This window comes from Shewanella frigidimarina NCIMB 400, assembly GCF_000014705.1.
In the GTDB taxonomy this organism is placed as follows: Bacteria; Pseudomonadota; Gammaproteobacteria; order Enterobacterales; family Shewanellaceae; genus Shewanella; species Shewanella frigidimarina.
Genome location: NC_008345.1, coordinates 1653747 through 1672840, shown reverse-complemented (window position 1 = coordinate 1672840; position 19094 = coordinate 1653747). Strand labels below are relative to the sequence as shown.

General features: G+C 42.1%; 12 protein-coding genes. 2 read left to right on the top strand and 10 right to left on the bottom strand.

What is annotated here, in order from left to right; all coding sequences use genetic code 11:
- Positions 1 to 159 precede the first annotated feature (159 nt).
- Positions 160 to 864, top strand: a complete 705-nt coding sequence (locus tag SFRI_RS07185) for a tRNA (adenine(22)-N(1))-methyltransferase (RefSeq protein ID WP_011636873.1) — start codon at positions 160 to 162, stop codon at positions 862 to 864.
- 558 nt (positions 865 to 1422) lie between these two features.
- Here SFRI_RS07185 and purF read toward each other — a convergent pair.
- The 9 genes from purF to fabB all read right to left on the bottom strand — a co-directional run bounded on the left by purF (position 1423) and on the right by fabB (position 15110).
- Complete coding sequence (purF, locus tag SFRI_RS07180) at positions 1423 to 2937, bottom strand: amidophosphoribosyltransferase (RefSeq protein ID WP_011636872.1); 1515 nt, start codon at positions 2935 to 2937, stop codon at positions 1423 to 1425.
- A gap of 34 nt (positions 2938 to 2971) precedes the next feature.
- On the bottom strand, positions 2972 to 3460 hold the full coding sequence (locus SFRI_RS07175; protein WP_011636871.1) for a CvpA family protein: 489 nt from the start codon (positions 3458 to 3460) through the stop codon (positions 2972 to 2974).
- Between the two features lie 152 nt (positions 3461 to 3612).
- Positions 3613 to 4239 carry an SPOR domain-containing protein gene (locus tag SFRI_RS07170; RefSeq protein ID WP_011636870.1) on the bottom strand — a complete coding sequence of 209 codons (627 nt, stop codon included), beginning with the start codon at positions 4237 to 4239 and terminating at the stop codon, positions 3613 to 3615.
- A 71-nt stretch (positions 4240 to 4310) separates the two neighbouring features.
- A complete protein-coding gene (gene folC, locus SFRI_RS07165; RefSeq protein ID WP_011636869.1) occupies positions 4311 to 5588 on the bottom strand; it encodes a bifunctional tetrahydrofolate synthase/dihydrofolate synthase in 1278 nt (425 codons plus the stop codon).
- 117 nt (positions 5589 to 5705) lie between these two features.
- Positions 5706 to 6491: a tRNA pseudouridine(38-40) synthase TruA gene (gene truA / locus SFRI_RS07160; RefSeq protein WP_011636868.1), complete on the bottom strand. Its 786-nt coding sequence runs from the start codon at positions 6489 to 6491 to the stop codon at positions 5706 to 5708.
- Positions 6492 to 6619: 128 nt separating this feature from the next.
- Positions 6620 to 10846, bottom strand: a complete 4227-nt coding sequence (locus SFRI_RS07155) for a FimV/HubP family polar landmark protein (protein WP_011636867.1) — start codon at positions 10844 to 10846, stop codon at positions 6620 to 6622.
- A 290-nt stretch (positions 10847 to 11136) separates the two neighbouring features.
- On the bottom strand, positions 11137 to 12153 hold the full coding sequence (locus SFRI_RS07150; protein WP_011636866.1) for an aspartate-semialdehyde dehydrogenase: 1017 nt from the start codon (positions 12151 to 12153) through the stop codon (positions 11137 to 11139).
- A 179-nt stretch (positions 12154 to 12332) separates the two neighbouring features.
- Entirely contained in the window at positions 12333 to 13469 is a 1137-nt protein-coding gene (locus SFRI_RS07145) for a 4-phosphoerythronate dehydrogenase (RefSeq protein WP_011636865.1), read from the bottom strand.
- 426 nt (positions 13470 to 13895) lie between these two features.
- Positions 13896 to 15110, bottom strand: coding sequence for a beta-ketoacyl-ACP synthase I (gene fabB, locus SFRI_RS07140; RefSeq protein ID WP_041412867.1), 1215 nt, complete (start codon positions 15108 to 15110; stop codon positions 13896 to 13898).
- A gap of 132 nt (positions 15111 to 15242) precedes the next feature.
- Here fabB and mnmC1 point away from each other — a divergent pair, with 132 nt between their 5' ends.
- Positions 15243 to 17336, top strand: a complete 2094-nt coding sequence (mnmC1, locus tag SFRI_RS07135) for an FAD-dependent 5-carboxymethylaminomethyl-2-thiouridine(34) oxidoreductase MnmC1 (protein ID WP_011636863.1) — start codon at positions 15243 to 15245, stop codon at positions 17334 to 17336.
- Positions 17337 to 18125: 789 nt separating this feature from the next.
- Here the strand turns inward: mnmC1 and galU are convergent.
- Positions 18126 to 19016 (bottom strand): UTP--glucose-1-phosphate uridylyltransferase GalU, encoded by an 891-nt coding sequence (galU, locus tag SFRI_RS07130; RefSeq protein ID WP_011636862.1) that lies wholly within the window; start codon positions 19014 to 19016, stop codon positions 18126 to 18128.
- Positions 19017 to 19094: the final 78 nt, after the last annotated feature.

The following is a 19094-nucleotide window of genomic DNA, read 5'->3' as shown; positions in this document are numbered from 1 at the left end:
GGGTCGCTAGCGTTCAAAAGATGAACCGCGCCACTTAACTGTATAAATTTACAGTATAGATTAGCGTTAAATACGCCAAGCTGCAAATATGAAATAATTAACCACTTTGTCACTTAAATCATTACAATGCGCAGGTTCACTTCCAAACTTGATAAATAGATGAAACTCGGCCACCGCTTAGCACATATCAACATGATGATCCCCAATAGTTACACTCATATTTGGGATTGCTGTTGCGACCATGGATTACTCGGCGCCGCGTTGCTAGACAGACATGCAGCCATGATCCATTTCGTCGACATTGTGCCAGCATTGATGCAGCAGTTAACCGCCAAGCTCGAATGTTTTTACCCACCGCAAAATCCACCAAAATGGCAAGTACACTGTAGTGATGTGTCAGCAATACCTTTGGATCAAGATGAGCATACGCCCTTGGTGATTATTGCCGGAGTGGGTGGAGATTTGATGATCGAGTTCGTTAACTCACTTTGCCAACAATATTCTGATCGCAGTATCGATTTTTTATTGTGTCCAGTTCACCATCAATATGAGTTACGCCAACAACTTATCAAACTTGATTGTGAATTAATTGATGAAAAACTGATTGAACAAAACCGTCGTTTTTATGAAATTATCTACGTAACGCGTAGCAATTCATCATCACAAATAAATAGCGATAGTACTACGGCTAAAATTAGCGCTGTAGGCACTAAATTTTGGCAATGTAACAATGACCAAGAGCGCGATATTGCTAAGCGATATTTAAACAAAGTGCTGACCCACTACCAAAAAATAAACCTGTCGAACCCACAAAAAGCCTCACAAACGTTGCAAGATTATTTGGCGATTAAAGCACTTATATAGCATCTACAACGGACATTCTCCGACGAGTGCGCTACACCACTTTAAAAGCTGGATCCCGGCTCAAAAGCGTTACCGCAATATTGCTCGATGATCGTATTTGAAAGCGTCCCCTTAAGCCTGATGCACTTGTGATCGATGTTTGTCGTTTTTGATCGCTTGATCTCTATATCTATCGCTTGTTACCGCTTGTTATCAATCTTTATCGCTCTTATAGCGTCTAGCAGCGAAGCGACCTAGCCTCTAGGCATTTGCGCAGTATTCGCTTGCCATCGCTTGTTATCTATCTTTATCGCCCTTATAGCCTCTAGTTGCGAAGCGACCTAGTATCTAGGCATTTTCGCAGCATTCGCTTGTCATCGCTTGATATCAATCTTTATCACTCTTATAGCCTCTAGCCGCGAAGCGACCTAGCATCTAGGCATTTTCGCAGCATTCACTTGATATCGATCTTTACCGCCCTTATAGCCTCTAGCCGCGAAGCGTTCTAGCATCTAGGCTTTAAAATAAAAAAACCAGCATTTTCATGCTGGTTTTTATCACTCACAAACAGTGGTTAACTTATGGATGACACTCGTTGTGCATTTCTAAGTTAGTGCCAATGTCTTTTGAGCGATTGGCTTTGGCATCATCGTTACGTAACTGCGTTAAATGATCCAAGTAAGCTTGGTCAACGTCGTTGGTAATATAATGACCGTCGAACACTGATGTTTCGAAACGCTTAATCTCTGGATTTTCCATTCTTACCGCTTCAATTAAGTCGCTTAAGTCTTGGAAAATAATGCCATCGGCACCAATGATTTTGGCAATTTCGTCTGCATCACGGCCATGAGCAATAAGCTCATTAGACGTTGGCATATCAATACCATACACATTCGGGAAACGGATTTCCGGTGCTGCTGATGCAAAGTATACTTTCTTTGCTCCAGCTTCACGCGCCATTTCAATGATCTGTTCAGACGTAGTACCACGTACAATCGAGTCATCAACCAATAATACGTTTTTACCTTTAAATTCGGTATTAATCGCATTCAGTTTACGACGTACTGATTTTTTACGCTCTAACTGCCCAGGCATAATAAACGTACGACCAATATAACGATTTTTCACAAAACCTTGGCGGTACGGTAAATCCATGCAACGTGCAATTTCTAATGCGATATCGCACGAAGTCTCAGGAATAGGAATAACAACATCAATGTCGTGATCTTCCCATTCTTTCTTAATTTTTTCGCCTAATTTAGCGCCCATGTTTACACGGCTTGCATAAACAGACACTTTATCAATGCTCGAATCGGGACGTGCAAAATACACGAATTCGAAAATACATGGGGCATAGCTTGGGTCTGCTGCACATTGACGGGTAAATAACTGGCCATCAAGAGAAATATAAACAGCTTCACCAGGTGCTACGTCACGCATCACTTCAAAACCAACAGCGTCTAAAGCAACACTTTCTGAAGCAACCATATACTCGGTACCCGTTGCGGTTTCGTGTTTACCCAATACCAAAGGACGAATACCAAATGGGTCACGAAATGCCACTAAACCTTGGCCAATAATCATCGCAACTACCGCATAAGCACCACGCGTTTGCGCATGTACTTTAGCAACTGCGTCAAACACTTCGTCGGCACTTAAAGTTAAACTGCGCGTTTCTTGTAATTCATCGGCTAACAGATTTAACAAGATTTCAGAATCTGAGGTAGTGTTAACATGACGACGCTTTGTGACTAGGCTAGCAGCCAGTTCAATCGTATTAGTCAAGTTACCGTTATGCGCTAACGAAATACCAAATGGCGAGTTAACATAAAACGGTTGTGCCTCTGATGCACTCGAGCTGCCAGCGGTAGGATAACGAACATGTCCAATACCGGCATTGCCTTGTAAACGCTGCATATGTTTAGGTTCAAACACATCTTTGACTAAGCCGTTTGCTTTGCGTAAACGAAACGCATTCATGTCAACCGTCACAATACCTGCTGCGTCTTGACCACGATGTTGGAGCACAGTCAGCGCATCATAAATGGTCTGATTAACTGTTGATTTTCCTACTATTCCGACGATACCACACATGGGTAAGGTTCCTCACTGTAAGGTGTTTTTATGTTTATATTTTGGGTACAAAGCTTGAGGTATTTTCAAGGTAGTTAAAAAACCACTGAATAACCACGCCAAATTCAGGTACAAGAACAGAGTCCTGCCACCATTTGGTGTCAGGGAATGCCGTAAAAGCATCCATAAAAAACAGTAATGCACTAACGATTAACGCGCCACGTATGGCACCAAAACACAGGCCTAAAACACGGTCTGTGCCCGATAATCCGGTTTTAGCCACTAACTGGCCTAATAAATAATTAACGAGTGCCCCTAGGATCAGGGTAATGATAAAAAGAATGGCAATCGCCACACCGTTTCTGACTAACTCGTCCTGCATTTGGGTTAAATGAGCAGCAAGATCAAGATAAAACTGGCTAGCGATAAAGAAAGCGGCAAACCAAACCACAAGAGACATGGCTTCTTTGGCGAATCCGCGGATCAAACTAATAATAGTTGATAACCCGATGACAATAATTATTGCGTAATCAATCCAAACCATGGAGATGGTGATCCGGTATAGGGTTCAAGACGGCGGGATTCTAACAGAGACAGAGATGTTTCTCACCTCTGATTGCACAAATTATTCTTGCGTGATTAAGAACAATCAAATTGTAAATATTAATCACGCACGCAAAACACCGTCTGAAGAGGTTATTGTTCCTGTGGATTATAGGCTACGATTTTGCCTTTTAATCCGGTTAATTTGAATATAGGTTGCTGACGAGCTTTAAGTTTTTCTTCTGATACTTCAGGGCCTACAAACACTCTGGTTAGTTTCCCTTCTACGGGAACTTTAGGCAGTGTATAAGCGTTAAACCCTGCTTTACGCAGTTGTGCTATCAATGCTTTTACGTTGGTAATATTGTTAAAGCCGCCTAACTGCAATGTAAACCCAGCAGTAATGGGTGATTTCACTTTATTAACAACCTGGGTTTCAGGCTTTTTAACTGCTGTTGTAATTTTAGCTGGAGCAGGAGCTGGCTGCTTAACAGCTTGTGTCGATTCTTTTTTCGGTTCAGCTTCCCCTAATGCAACGATATCATTACTGAGATCTTGTGGCTCAGCAATCGTTAACACTTGGAATTCTTCCGCTGGTTCAGCGTTATTGTCAGAATTGACTTTATTTGAAGCACTTGACTGAACTGGACGTAAAGGAATTTCAGTAAACTCCTCAACCACCTGCGTTTTTTTACCGTCTAACAAATCGGGTAAAAAAATCACACCTAAGGCCACTAATACGATGGTACCCACCAAACGATTTTGAAATTGACGATTCAAAGCTAATTCCCTTTTTTAACCAAATGACGTTAATGATGGCTTGCACGACCGACGTCTGACATAAATAGTGTTTATAAAGATTTAAAGCCAGCTACAGTATAAAAAGAACCGAAGACAATAACCACATCATCTGCATTGACTGTAGCTTGTATAGCTTGCCATGCGCTAGCGATGTCAGCAAACTCACTTACATGCTCACAGCTACCGTCATTGGGCAATGCTTGACGCAATGCTTGTGCTGATGCGCCACGTGGATTATCTAAACTCACCAAGTTCCAATGGCTAATTTGCTCGGCTAATGTCGCCAATACTGACTTAATGTCTTTATCTTTAAGCATGCCACACAAGGCTACAATACGACGGCCTTGGTAAGCCTGTAACTGTTGCGCTAAATATCTGACGGCATGTGGATTATGCGCAACATCTAATAATACTAATGGTTGCTGACTCACCTGCTCTAGTCGCCCAGCGAGTTGAGCTTGTTGTAATCCTTGGTTTATGTGCTGTTGGCTTATTTGCGGCCAAATATGGCTTAGCAGCGCAACAACACTAGCAGCGTTAGCTAGCGGTAACCTTGGCACCGTTAAACCTGTATATGACTGCCGTGCAGATTCAAAGTGCCACAATGCTGGTTGAGTCTGATTTTTATGGTAATTAAACTCATGCCCAACACGATAAAGGGTTGTATGGAGTTGATTCGCATATTCAGTGATGCTCAACGGTAAGTCTGGCTCACCGATAATAGCGACACAATCGGGGCGAAACACACCAGCTTTCTCTCTGCCAACCAGTTCGCGGGTATCGCCTAAATATTCTTGATGATCAAGATCGATTGAGGTCAAAATAGTGGCTGTGGAATCAATAATATTGGTTGCATCCAACCGTCCACCTAAACCCACTTCAAGGATGATCACATCGACTTTAGCAGCTTTAAACAAATATAAACCAGCTAAGGTAGCATATTCAAAAAAGGTTAATGAAATATCACCTCGCGCCGCCTCTATGGCACAAAAAGCTTCGATAAGAGCGTCATCACTAGCGTCTTGTTGATTTATTTGCACCCGTTCATTGTAATGCAGCAAATGAGGCGAGCTATACACGCCGACAGACAAACCAGCCTGACGTAAAATCGAAGCCAACATGGCGCAGGTTGTGCCTTTGCCATTGGTGCCGGCTACGGTAATCACTTTAGCTGGCGCCAAATCAAGCACACTCAATCGCTCGGCAACTGCGCTGACTCGAGTTAAACCCATGTCAATTTCGCTAGGATGAATTGCCAACAAATAATCCAGCCATTGAGCTAAATTTGACTGTTGATTGGGCACAGTTATTTCAGACACGATTGACATAATTCAATACCATTTAACTTATTCAAACCTTGCTCGGCCTGCGAATACAGAACATTCGTTTTACATTTCAATAAAGATAACTTAGCTAACTTAAATAACATAGATAGTTTAAAGGGCTTAATCGAGCATAAACAATGGACCCAAAGCTAGCTTAGGTAATTGATAATGTTCAGGATAAGTTACGTCGACCAAATACAATCCGTTCGGTTTAGCGGTAGGTGCCGCTAGCTTACGATTTTTCAGGGCAAACAATTCTGTTATCCACTCTATAGGTTGATTACCTAAGCCGATTTGCAGTAATGAACCAACAATATTGCGCACCATATGATGTAAAAATGCATTAGCTTGAATATCGACCATCACATACATACCTTGGCGAGTTACATTGACTTGATGCACGTTTCGAAACGGTGTTTTAGATTGACAATGCAAGGCTCTAAAACTGGTAAAATCGTGTTCGCCAACAAAAAGCTGTGCCGCTTTATGCATCAAAGTTTCATCAATATCACCGTGATAATGGCTTACACCTGCACTTAAAATACCAGGGCGCAGTTTATGATTATAAATCACATAGCGATAACGTCTGGCTGTAGCACTGTAACGAGCATGAAAACTGTCATCGACTTCTTTTGCCCAGCGTATAGCCACACTGTCTGGTAAATTAGCATTAACGCCCTGTGTCCACGCCGTCATTGGACGTTGAACATCTGTGTCAAAATGAACCACCTGCCCGGTACCGTGCACACCAGTATCTGTTCTTCCGGCACACGATACGGTTATAGGTTCATTAGCCACATAACTTAACGCTTTCTCAATCTGGGCTTGCACTGAATCGACCTCGAGTTGGCGCTGCCACCCACAAAAACTACTACCATCATATTCAATACCTAACGCGACCCGCATGCCTATATCCTCTACTCAATAATGGCGCGCAGTTTATCACAAAAAAACGGCGCATGTATCTGCGCCGTTTGCTTTTATGTGGTCAACATAAGCCTATGTTTTTGCCTATTCAGCCTCAATTGCTCGCGTTAATTAACACTTTTCAGTAAATTTTTTGCTTCTAATTGTTGACGTTCATTACCGTCCATTTGCACTTCTTTTAATAACGCTCGGGCACTGTCTTGGTCTTCAATTTCAATATACGCCCTGGCTAAATCAAGTTTTGCATTAACGGAGTTTTCTTCATCATCAACATCGATCATGTTCGGGTTGCCGATTAACGAATTAACAGAGCCCATATCAACATTGACGTCTTTATACTGGTCGGTTTTATCGTCATCTTCATCAGCATCGTTCAACAGTTTATCAATGTCGATATAACCGTTTTCACGCTCAAAACGCATTAAGTCATCGTCACTGGCTTTATATTCTGTTGATTGGCTTCGTTCTTTTTGATCGAGTGCTGCTAATGCTTCATCAACCGTTAAGTTGTCATCGCTAAGGATATACTCATCTTCAGAGGTAAAGTCATCATCGTTGTCATCATCTTTGAGTGACTGTGAAAATGCCGCCAGTAGATCATCATCACTCACATCTGCTTCATCGACTTCTCTCTCGTCAGCAGCAGACTCGGCAGCTTTAAGTAAATCGCTTTCCCAATCTAAAAGTTCAGGTTTAGGTTTGCTTGATTTAAGGTCATTAAAGAAACCTGAATCTTTATTGGCTTTATTTTGCGCTGTAGATGAAGTTTTATCATCATCGTCCATTTGCGCTAATAATGCATCCAAACCATCATCGGCATCAGTTTCTGATGTAGGCGTGGCTACAGGAGTTGGTATAGCTGCAATTTCTTGATCGGACTCAACATCATTATTGCTCGTTGATGCTAACGCGGCTTCAAGTTCAGCATCTAACCAGCTGTTATCTTCGTCATCGCTGTTTGCAGCTTTATCAGCATCGGTTTCAGGCTCAATAAACGGGGTCGTTTCAATATCTGCGACATCATCTGTGTTGACTAAATCGGTATCATTAAGATATTCATCAAACTCATCAAACAATGCATTATCGTCGATACTTTCATTATCAGATTGAGAGCCGTCAATTTGAGTGCTGTCAGAGTCAATATTTTCAGTCTCGCCAATCAACGGAGCGTCGTCTTTTATATCGTCTTTAAAGCTTGCCAATAAGGTATTAATATCATCATCGAGTGACTCATCATCAGATGTAGATTCTTCGCTAGACATATCATCATCTAATTCAGCTGCAATCTGTGCTTGGACAGCCGCTTTTTCCTGAACATCAGCATCTGACTCAACCACCGGCTCGTTAAGACTCGCTAATAATGCATCGATGTCATCGTCACTGGTTTCATTATCATCAATAGAGTCAGCGACATCTTCATCATCGCTTAACTCAGCTGCAATTTGCGCCGCTAAATCATCACTATCGGAAGATGCTTGTTCTACTGTAGATAATTCATCACTTTCTTCGTCAAATACTGATTCAATAACAGGCTCATTCAAGCTAGACAACAATGCATCAATGTCATCGTCACTAGACTCTACGTCTGGGATATCTTCGTTAACATCATCTTGTAACTCAGCTGCAATTAACGCGGCAATATCATCATCGTTATCAACTGAATCACTGTTTAGTGGCTGAGGTTCAGTATCCCCATCATCTTCTGAACTATCTTGTTCGTTCTCATCCTTGGTCACAGACAAGCCAGCTAGGAGTTCATCTATATCTTCGTCCGCTGCAGTAGGAGCATCAACATCAGTTTGTTCTGAATCAGATTTTGATAGTAATGAATCAAGATCATCTTCCGCGTTTGTTTCAGCTGATTTTATCGGCTCTTCAGCGGCAACATCGTCCGACTCTGCTGGCATATCAAACTCAGCCAACAATGCATCGATATCGTCATCTGCCTTTGTTTCAGCTGATATTTGCGGTTCTTCACAGGCAACATCTGGCTCTGCTGGCATATCAAACTCAGCCAACAATGCATCGATATCGTCATCTGCCTTTGTTTCAGCTGATATTTGCGGTTCTTCACCGGCAACATCATCCGGCTCTACTGGCATATCAAACTCAGCCAACAATGCATCAATATCATCATCTGCCTTTGTTTCAGCTGGTGTTTGCGGTTCTTCAACGGCAGCAACATCTGGCTCTGCTGGCATATCAAACTCAGCCAACAATGCATCGATATCATCATCTGCCTTTGTTTCAGCTGATGTTTGCGGTTCTTCAACGGCAACATCATCCGGCTCTACTGGCATATCAAACTCAGCCAACAATGCATCGATATCATCATCTGCCTTTGTTTCAGCTGATATTTGCGGTTCTTCAACGGCAACATCATCCGGCTCTGCTGGCATATCAAACTCAGCCAACAATGCATCGATATCATCATCTGCCTTTGTTTCAGCTGATATTTGCGGTTCTTCAACGGCAGCAACATCTGGCTCTGCTGGCATATCAAACTCAGCTAACAGTGCATCGATATCATCATCGGCCTTTGTTTCAGTTGACTTTACCGGTTCTTCAGTGGCAACATCTGGCTCTGCTGGCATATCAAACTCAGCCAACAATGCATCGATATCATCATCCGCGCTTGTTTCAGCTGATTTTACCGATTCTTCAGCGACAACATCATCCGGCTCTGCTGGCATATCAAACTCAGCCAACAATGCATCAATATCATCTTCCGCACTTGTTTCAGCTGATTTCACCGGTTCTTCGGCGGCAACATCGTCCGATTCAGCTGGCATGTCAAATTCAGCCAATAGTGAGTCGATATCATCATCCGCGCTTGTTTCAGCTGATTTTACCGATTCTTCAGCGGCAACATTATCCGGCTCTGCTGGCATATCAAACTCAGCTAATAGCGAGTCAATATCATTTTCTGCTGAAGCATCTAGATCATCTTTTTCTGTATCTTCATCTAAACCCGCCAACAAACTGTCTAAATCATCTTCTGGTGCAGCAGAATTTAGGGTTGCAGCTGGCTTGTCATCTAATCCAGCCAGTAGACTGTCGAGATCATCGTCATCTTCAAGAGGTTCAAGATCAGAATCTTGATCTTCCATCGCCTCTGCCCATAAATCATCTAATGAGGTCCCTTCCTCATCTTCTATTTCTGTTTCTGTTTCACTAACAAACATATCTGATGCCATATCCATTTCGGCATCACCTTCCATTTGGATTTCAGGCTGTAAATCTACGCTGTCTAAATCCAATAAATCATCAATTGACTCTTCATCGTTTGAATCTAAATGGACCACAATATCATCAGAGTCATCTAAGTCATCGCGGTCTGTTGCAGCTGCAGACTCTTGTTCAGACTGGGTTGCTGTTTTTACTTCAGACTGCTGATTTTTTTTATTACGGCGACTAAGTAACCAGAAAATAAGTCCGAATATAATTAACAGAGGAATCGATGCAGCAATGATCAACAAAATGGTGTTATCCATTAGGCTGCGCCAAAAGTCAGTGGGTTCTTCTACAACGGGTTCCACATTTTCAGTTTGATCTACAAGTTTTTTATTTTCTAAACTTAAGCCTTCATATTTCTCGCGTAATAGTTGTAGATCTTCTTCAAGCGAGGAAATGTTTAATGACATTTGTTCAATTTTGTTTTTCAACACTTGATTGTCATTGTTGCTGACCATTAATTCATCTTGTGCACGCGCAAGCTCATCGGTCAGCATCAAGGTTTTTGCATTGGCTTTATCTAAGGTGCTATTGAGGTCATTTACGACAACGGCATTGGCCTCTGTAATCGCTTTGGTTTGTACTTCTACAGCAGGTGTTTGCTGCACTATTTGCAGTGGTTTTGAAACGGTAGGCTTTTTAGGCGTTTCGACTATAGGAGATTGAATAGGTTTATTATTAATGACGGGACGAGGCTGTGTTTGTCTGCTAGCACGGCGGTCATCTTGTTCTGCACGGCGTTTAGCGACATCATTGGGAATAGCGGCTATTACATCAACAGAAGGAACAAGTAATATCATCCCTCGCTCTAATGTATTGTAATTATTACCACTAAAAGCATGTGGATTAGCGTCAAACAACGCTGCCATCACTTGGTAAACACTGACCTTATCGCTGGGTCTGACTTTTTGCGCAATACTCCAAAACGTATCTCTTGATGTTGTTGGACCATATTGGCGTTTCGCTTGTTGTTTAACCTCACCATTGGGGCCAGTAATTTTGAGCGTTTCTGCATGCGCAGACTCAATAATTTGTACACTGGTTAAGCCAACGGCTGTGCAGGCAATCAAACCCACAATATATGAAGTACGCAAAGTCATCCCATCCTTCCCTTTTAGCGCTATTGAGTTACCGGCTTGGCAACAGGCTTTAGGCAATTTTTATCGTTAATATTATGGTCGTTAACTGTATCTAGTCACATCAATCGTGAGCCAATTTTGCAGGCGTTTTCAATGCTATTGATGTTAAAAATGATATGTTTACGACTATAAACTAGATTCACCGCACCTGCTACTATTGGGCTCAGTAAAACGGAAAAAGCCTGCGCATTGCAGGCTTTTTAAACTAAATCGCGTTGTTGATTAAGTCATTACACATTGTTAAAGCGTAATTAATAGTAATCTCTAATCAAAATCTCGGCAATTTGTACGCTGTTTAATGCAGCACCCTTACGAATGTTATCGGCAGTAACCCATAAATTTATACCGTGAGAGTGTGAAATATCTTTACGAACGCGACCAACATAAACAGGATCATTACCTGCAGCTTCAGTTACCGCTGTTGGATATTCGCTATCATCATCAAACAATTCTACGCCTGGTGCATCACGTAAAACAGCTTTAACATCTTCGGCATCAACAGGTTGACGAGTTTCAATATGAATAGCCTCAGAGTGACCATAAAAAACAGGCACACGCACAGCCGTTGGATTAACAACAATTTCGTCATCACCAAAAATTTTCTGCGTTTCCCACACCATTTTCATTTCTTCTTTGGTGTAGCCATTTTCCATAAACACATCAATTTGAGGCAATACGTTAAAGGCAATTTGCTTTGGATAAACTGTCGGCTCTGACGGTAAACCTTGCAATAATTTAGCACTTTGACCCGCTAGCTCATCAATCGCCTTTTTACCTGTTCCAGACACTGACTGATACGTCGCCACGTTAATACGTGAAATACCAAAAGCATCATAAATAGGCTTAAGAGCCACTAACATCTGAATCGTTGAACAATTAGGATTAGCGATGATATTGCGATTGCGGAAATCAGCAATGGCTTCTGGGTTAACTTCTGGTATCACCAGTGGCACATCTACGTCGTAACGAAAATGTGAAGTGTTATCGATAACAACACAACCCGCGTCACCCGCAATCGGCGCCCATTTAGCAGACACATCGCCACCAGCAGAAAAGAAGCCAATTTGTGCTTGGGTCCAATCAAACGTTTCTACGTCAAGAATTTCAACTTGTTTACCGTGAAAACTGACCGTTTCGCCAGCACTGCGACTGCTCGCTAATGGAAACAACTTAGCAACCGGAAAATTACGCTGCTCGAGGATCTCAATCATTGTTTGACCCACTGCGCCCGATGCACCTAAAACGACTACATTAAATTCCTGAGACATAATTAACGCTCGACTCCATATTATCCAGTTTGAACAATCAATCTACCTTAGTTTAGTTATGCTTTACTAGGGTTAATGTACTAAAAAAGCCGACTTTGAAGTGATTTTTTCTCAACTGGCTAAAATTACTGTTTTTTAGCCTCAATCTGCCTTCTATTGGCCTTATATAATGACACTAATTAATTAAAGCCTAAAGCACTCAACATCGATGGGTCTATCTTACCATCAGATAAATAGTCCACAGATTGGGTTAACGAGATTGCACTATATTCACGACGATAAGTGTGCTTTTTACGCATTAAATCAAAACCTGTAGCTGTTGAGAAACACCCTCTAAAGTTAACGTCGTCGTCACGTAAATCATAAACTAAACGCGACAATTTCAGCAATTGGCTTTCGGTTAAATCACCTTGACTGACAATTTGATTAAATTGAAATGTCGGTAATAAACTCTCTAATGATTTTTTTACCGGAAAATCGAGTAATTCACACCATTTTTGATACAACATAAACGTTCCGCGGGCTTTGCCTTCAAGGCTATAACCAGCAATATGCGGCGTAGCAAACTCTGCCAAGGCGACTAATTCGGCCATTGGGTTAGGCTCACCTTCCCACACATCAAGTACCAGCTTTACGTCATCGCGCTGCTGTTTAAATTTGATCAACGCTCGGTTATCAATCACCTCTCCTCGACAGCAATTTAGTAACCAGGTATTGGGTTTTAACTTATTCAGTCGGGCTTCATCAAATAAGTACCAGGTTTTATGCTCACCGTCTTTGGTGATAGGCACATGCAGACTGATTATATCGGCTTGCTCAATAATAGTGTCTAGTGACACAAACTCACGAGTATCACCTTGCAATGCTTTAATTGGGTCGCACAACAATACTTTTAGCCCATAAGCTTGCATACACTTCGCGGCTGCAGTGCCGGTATTACCAGCCCCGACAATCCCCACAACTTTACCGGCTAAAGACTCTCCGAAACGTTGCGCTAACTCCAGCATGGCAATAAATGCGTACTCACCCACGGCCGTCGCATTACATCCTGGCGCATTAGTAAAATAAATATTACGTAACGAAAGATAATCAACATCAACATGATCAGTACCAATCGTCGCACTACCCACAAATTTCAGTTTATGCGCATCTTTAATTAACTCTGCATTCACTTTCGTCACCGAACGCACCAATAACACGTCGGCATCTTCAACTTGTTTAGGCGTCAAGGTTCGGCCATTCACATATTCAATCTTGCCTAAATAGCCAAACAAGGCATCAACATAAGGCATGTTTTCATCGGCAATTATTTTCATTTGGGTATCTTATTCACTGCGAGTTTAACGACATCACATCGCGTTTTTTTATAACCCGTATCTTATACCAAATTCACCTAGTCCGTCATGGCAAATAGCGCTGATTGTTATCGCTGACTATACCTAGATGCTAGAGCGGACTTAGTCCCGCTAGTTCGCTTTGCGGCTATAAAAGCTAAGCAGTTAACATCAGAAACAACCGACAAATAACTCCGATATACGCTTAAGTCGCTTTCGTTTTTATAACTTCTAGCCGCGAAGCGAACTAGCATCTAGGCATTTAGCCTTTCTATAAGCGCAGCGTTCGCTTGTAATCGCCTGTCACCGATTTTTCTCTAGCCACTTGTTTAAAAGGCAACAAAAAAGCCAGTATCGTTTCCGATGCTGGCTTTGAAATCATTCGCGGGTTAACCCACTAATAACGTTTTATGCTTTAAATTTACGCATGACTAACGTTGCGTTAGTGCCACCAAAACCAAAACTGTTGCTCATAATGGTGTTCAATTCAGCTTCACGCATTTGACGAACGACTGGCATGCCAGCTGCTTTTTCATCTAGGTTGTCAATGTTAATGCTTGGAGCAATAAAACTGTCTTCCATCATAATTAAGCTGTAAATCGCTTCATGAACGCCCGCTGCACCTAAAGCATGACCTGTCATTGATTTAGTCGATGCGATTGGAGGCATGTTATCGCCAAACACTTCACGTAATGCTTCAAGTTCACGCATGTCGCCTACAGGAGTAGAAGTACCATGAGTGTTGATGTAATCAACTGGCGTGTCTACATCTGCAAGTGCCATCTGCATACAACGCACAGCACCTTCACCAGACGGAGCAACCATGTCGTAGCCGTCAGATGTGGCACCGTAACCAACAATCTCAGCATAAATCTTCGCGCCACGTGCTAAGGCATGTTCTAATTCTTCAACAACAACAATTCCGCCGCCGCCAGAAATAACAAAACCATCACGATCTGCATCATATGTACGTGACGCTTTTTCAGGCGTGTCATTGTACTTAGTCGATAGTGCTCCCATAGCATCAAAGCCCATGGTGAGTGTCCAATCAACTTCTTCAGCACCACCAGCAAATACCATATCTTGCTTACCCATTTGGATAAGTTCAACAGCATGGCCAATACAATGAGCAGAAGTGGCACAAGCTGAACTGATTGAATAGCTCGTACCTTTAATTTTAAATGGTGTCGCCAAGCAAGCACTTGCAGTACTAGACATAATACGAGGCACAATATAAGGGCCTACGCGCTTAACACCTTTTTCACGAAGTGTATCAGCTGCCTGAACTTGGTTTTTTGAAGAAGCGCCACCCGTACCAGCAATCAAACCGACACGGAAATTAGAATACTGCTCTTCTGTTAGGTTAGCGTCAGCAATCGCTTCCTGCATAGCAATGTAAGCATATGCAGCAGCATCGCCCATAAAGCGAAGTGCTTTACGATCGATATGATCAGCTGGGTTCATTTTAATGTCGCCCCAAACTTTGCTACGTAATTGCATTTCTTCAAACTGTGCCGAGTGAGTAATACCGCTACGACCCGCTTTAAGTGACTCAGTCACTTCTAGCTTGTTATTACCGATACTTGAAACAACACCCATTCCGGTGATCACGACTCTTTTCATTTTTATGCTATCCATTTGGTACATGTCGGTACTTAATTGCGGCAATCATAGCTGCTTTGAAGCAATTAAGTGGTCAGCTTTCCATAAACGCAGGTAAAATAATGCCAAGTTATCGGCCCTGAGTAAAATATTTTGAACAAAACACCTTTATTATCTGTATCCCCGAACCTACACGAGTTGCATATTTGTGAATTACTGGGCAACAACGCCAATCAAAATAGCCGATATTCCCACATTGTTAAGCAGTATATCGCCGAAGTATTGCAAAGCAGTGACGATAAAATAGCAGCCACAAATACTCAACCACATTTACTAACGCTAGGCCAACTCGGTTTTGGCGATGGCCACGAAATAATACTATTACTGGCAGCCTTACAAGAGGCTAACTTGCAAAATCCTTTGATACAGCAACAAACTCGAATTCACATCAGTGTATTTGAACAAGGCCCAGTAAACTGTAAGCAACTGCAACATACATGGCAACAACAAGGGCTACTTGATTCAGACCATCATTTATTCGATTTTACCCAAGCATTACTCAATGGTGAAATTGCAGCCATCGAAGGTTGCCAGCGACTGAGTCTACTCCAAAACCAAATTATCATTGACCTGTATCAAGGTTCGCCACTAGCGCAAGCCAAAACCATTGCTACGCCGAATAAACAAAGGATAACACATTGGTTTGCCCTACCCCATACGAACCAAGAGGCTCATTCAGATCAATATTTTCATCAGCGTTCAGTTTGGGAATATGGTCGACTCAGTGTTGATAATGCAACATTTTTAGCGGCTAGCACAAATGACGAAAATATTGCTCCAACTATCAAAAAGCAACTAGCATTTTGCGGATTTTTATCCTCCACATCATTCAAATCGACTGATGACATTGCTATCGCAGAACGTAACGCGCTAAGACAACAACTACAGCAACAGTTTGCTTATAACCCATTGCCACCGTTACATTCTAATAACAACAGCCCTATAGCTATTATAGGTGGCGGTATCGCTTCTGCAAGTCTTGCCTTGTCTCTGGCTGAACGCGGCAAAGATGTGATTATTTATTGCAAAGATGACACATTAGGACAAGGCGCATCAGGCAACAAACAAGGTGCTATTTATCCCCTGCTTACACCCGAAAATGGCTCGCTAAGTCAATTTTTCCAACAAGTCTTTCTATACAGTCGACGCAGAATTCAGGCATTAGTTGATGATGGATATGACATAGGACATGAGTGGTGTGGTGTATTACACACAGGTTTCGATCAACGTAGCCAAACAAGATTGGATAAAATTATTGATGGCCAAGCATGGCCAAGTGAAATTGCTTTTGCTGTCAGTCCACACCAAGCTACACAACTTGCTAACGTCGATATTGATAAACCTGGCTTTTATTATCCATTAGGCGGTTGGGCTTGTCCGTTTGAATTCGCACAAGCAAGTATTGCCAAAGCACAAACATTAACCAAAGTTCGCATTGTCTATAATAGCGACATTAGCTCACTTGAATCACACTCATCTGGCTGGCAACTGTTTAGCGCCGAAGACAATACCCCTATAGCAACCCACGAACAGGTTGTCATCGCATCAGGAGCTCAACTTACTCAGTATAAACAGACAAAAAACCTGCAAATCACTGGGTTTAGAGGTCAAGTTAGCCATGTACCGCCACAAGGTGAACTGGCACAGCTTAATACTGTTATCTGCGCCAATGGTTATTTAACGCCACAACATAACCAATTACATTGCGTTGGAGCAAGTTATGTAAAAGACCCACAACATCTTGATTTTTGCCCGATAGAGCAGCATGAAAACAGCCTTAAAATGAAACAAAGCTTTCCTAATTCAAACTGGCCTAATGATATTGATGTTTCAAACAACGATGCCAGAGTTGGCGTAAGGATGGTCAGTCGCGATCACTTTCCGGTAATGGGTTGTGCGCCTGATGTTGAAGCGTTATTTACACGCTATGCTGTTCAACAGCAATCGAAAGACAAACCCAGTCTATGGCAACATTACTGGCAAACAACACCAGCACCAATTTATGACGGGTTATATGTGTTAGGAGGACTAGGCTCACGCGGCCTAAGCTCAGGCCCATTAGTCGCCGAATGCTTAGCAGCAAATCTATGTGGCGAATTATCACCATTAAGCGTAGAGCTACAAGCCTTACTTAGCCCTAACCGAATGTGGCTGCGTAAACTGCTTAAAGGAAAAGCGTTGATGTGATTGTAAAACTACTCGAGGGTGAAGACGATGAGCATTTATACCATTAAAGTAACCACCTCATTCACGTCATGCCTGCAACGCCCAGTACCAAGTCATTCCTTAAACACCCACTATCACGTACGTTCTGTAACGCTCACTATTACGTCATTCCGGTAACGCTTTTGAGCCGGAATCCAGGTGTTAATTCCTTACGCTTTAAAGATCACATGCAATAAACCAAGCCACACCAGGATCCCCGACACGAGCATTCGAGGATGACGAGCGGTGAAATAAGACTCACTTCAATAAGGCATTAGGAACCCACTCGCACGTCATTTAACTAACGTACACTTCATTCCTGTAACGCCCACTATCACGTACTACCTGTAATGCTACTCTCACGTGCTACCCGTAACGCTGACTATCACGTCATTCCGGTAGCGCTTTTGAGCCGGAATCCAGGTGTTAATACCTTTCGCTTTAAAGATCACGAGATAAAAACCAAGCAACACCTGGGTCCGTCCCGGTAGCATTTCTGAGCCGGGATACGAAAATTCGAGGATGACGAGCATGGGCAGTAGACAGTGAGGCAGAATAAGCCTTCGTTGCCTAAATGCCTATTCAATAAAAAATGCCACTAGTTATTAAGCGAGTTGCATTAAATAATGTATCTTATCGCGTAAACATTAAGGCTTTTCAGATTAATACTTACGATCTAGTGCAAACATTAATAGCCCAACTGAAACATTTAGACTTCACTTTACCGGTGCAACGTATAGTGGTTATAAGCGTTTAAAAGTAAACTACAGTCTATTTATACTCTTCTAACAAACTAGAGACCTCTTTCATAAAGCTGTTACCCAATTTAGGATCCCGTAAACCATATTCAACAAATGCTTTCATGTAGCCAAGCTTGTCGCCACAATCGTGTGACTTACCGGTCATATTAAACGCTTCAACCGTGTCAGACTCAATTAACATGTCAATGGCATCGGTTAACTGAATTTCATCACCTGCACCAGGAAGTGTTTTTGCCAGTAAGTCCCATATCTTTTCAGACAACACATAGCGACCAACAACGGCTAAATTTGACGGTGCCAGGCCAATTTCTGGTTTTTCAACCATTTTAAATATTTTAGTCGAGTCACCAGGATTTATGGTTTCGCCACCACAATCTGCAATGCCGTATTTATTAACTTGGTCATCTGGTACTGGTGCAACCATTATTTGGCTGACATTAGATTCACGATAACGAATTAACATTGAGGCTAGGTTTTCGGTGCGCTGATCAGCAGAATACGAATCTAAGATGACATCGGGTAACACAACCGCAAACGGATTATCGCCAATACATGGTTTTGCACATAAAATCGCATGTCCTAACCCTTTAGCTTCGCCTTGGCGCACATGCATAATGGTGACGTTTTTAGGACAAATGGCTTGTACTTCATGCAATAGCTGACGTTTTACACGTTTCTCTAGAGTAGATTCAAGCTCGTAAGATTTATCAAAATGGTTTTCAATGGCATTTTTACTGGCATGAGTTACCAATACAATCTCTTTAATCCCCGCACTTACACATTCGTCGACAATATATTGAATCAGCGGCTTATCGACCAAAGGTAACATTTCTTTCGGAATAGCCTTGGTAGCAGGCAACATACGAGTACCTAAACCGGCAACAGGAATAACAACTTTCATGAAGATCCTTATTTAGCGTGAGCTAATAGCAAAAAATTAAAAGGTAAAAATGACAAGAAACACCTAACTCAAAAGCAA

Excerpts from the sequence above, each read along its gene's own strand:
- SFRI_RS07185 (WP_011636873.1), top strand. The coding sequence starts at position 160 with ATGAAACTCGGCCACCGCTTAGCACATATCAACATGATGATCCCCAAT.
- purF (WP_011636872.1), bottom strand. The coding sequence starts at position 2,937 with ATGTGTGGTATCGTCGGAATAGTAGGAAAATCAACAGTTAATCAGACC.
- SFRI_RS07175 (WP_011636871.1), bottom strand. The coding sequence starts at position 3,460 with ATGGTTTGGATTGATTACGCAATAATTATTGTCATCGGGTTATCAACT.
- folC (WP_011636869.1), bottom strand. The coding sequence starts at position 5,588 with ATGTCAATCGTGTCTGAAATAACTGTGCCCAATCAACAGTCAAATTTA.
- truA (WP_011636868.1), bottom strand. The coding sequence starts at position 6,491 with ATGCGGGTCGCGTTAGGTATTGAATATGATGGTAGTAGTTTTTGTGGG.
- SFRI_RS07155 (WP_011636867.1), bottom strand. The coding sequence starts at position 10,846 with ATGACTTTGCGTACTTCATATATTGTGGGTTTGATTGCCTGCACAGCC.
- SFRI_RS07150 (WP_011636866.1), bottom strand. The coding sequence starts at position 12,153 with ATGTCTCAGGAATTTAATGTAGTCGTTTTAGGTGCATCGGGCGCAGTG.
- SFRI_RS07145 (WP_011636865.1), bottom strand. The coding sequence starts at position 13,469 with ATGAAAATAATTGCCGATGAAAACATGCCTTATGTTGATGCCTTGTTT.
- fabB (WP_041412867.1), bottom strand. The coding sequence starts at position 15,110 with ATGAAAAGAGTCGTGATCACCGGAATGGGTGTTGTTTCAAGTATCGGT.
- galU (WP_011636862.1), bottom strand. The coding sequence starts at position 19,016 with ATGAAAGTTGTTATTCCTGTTGCCGGTTTAGGTACTCGTATGTTGCCT.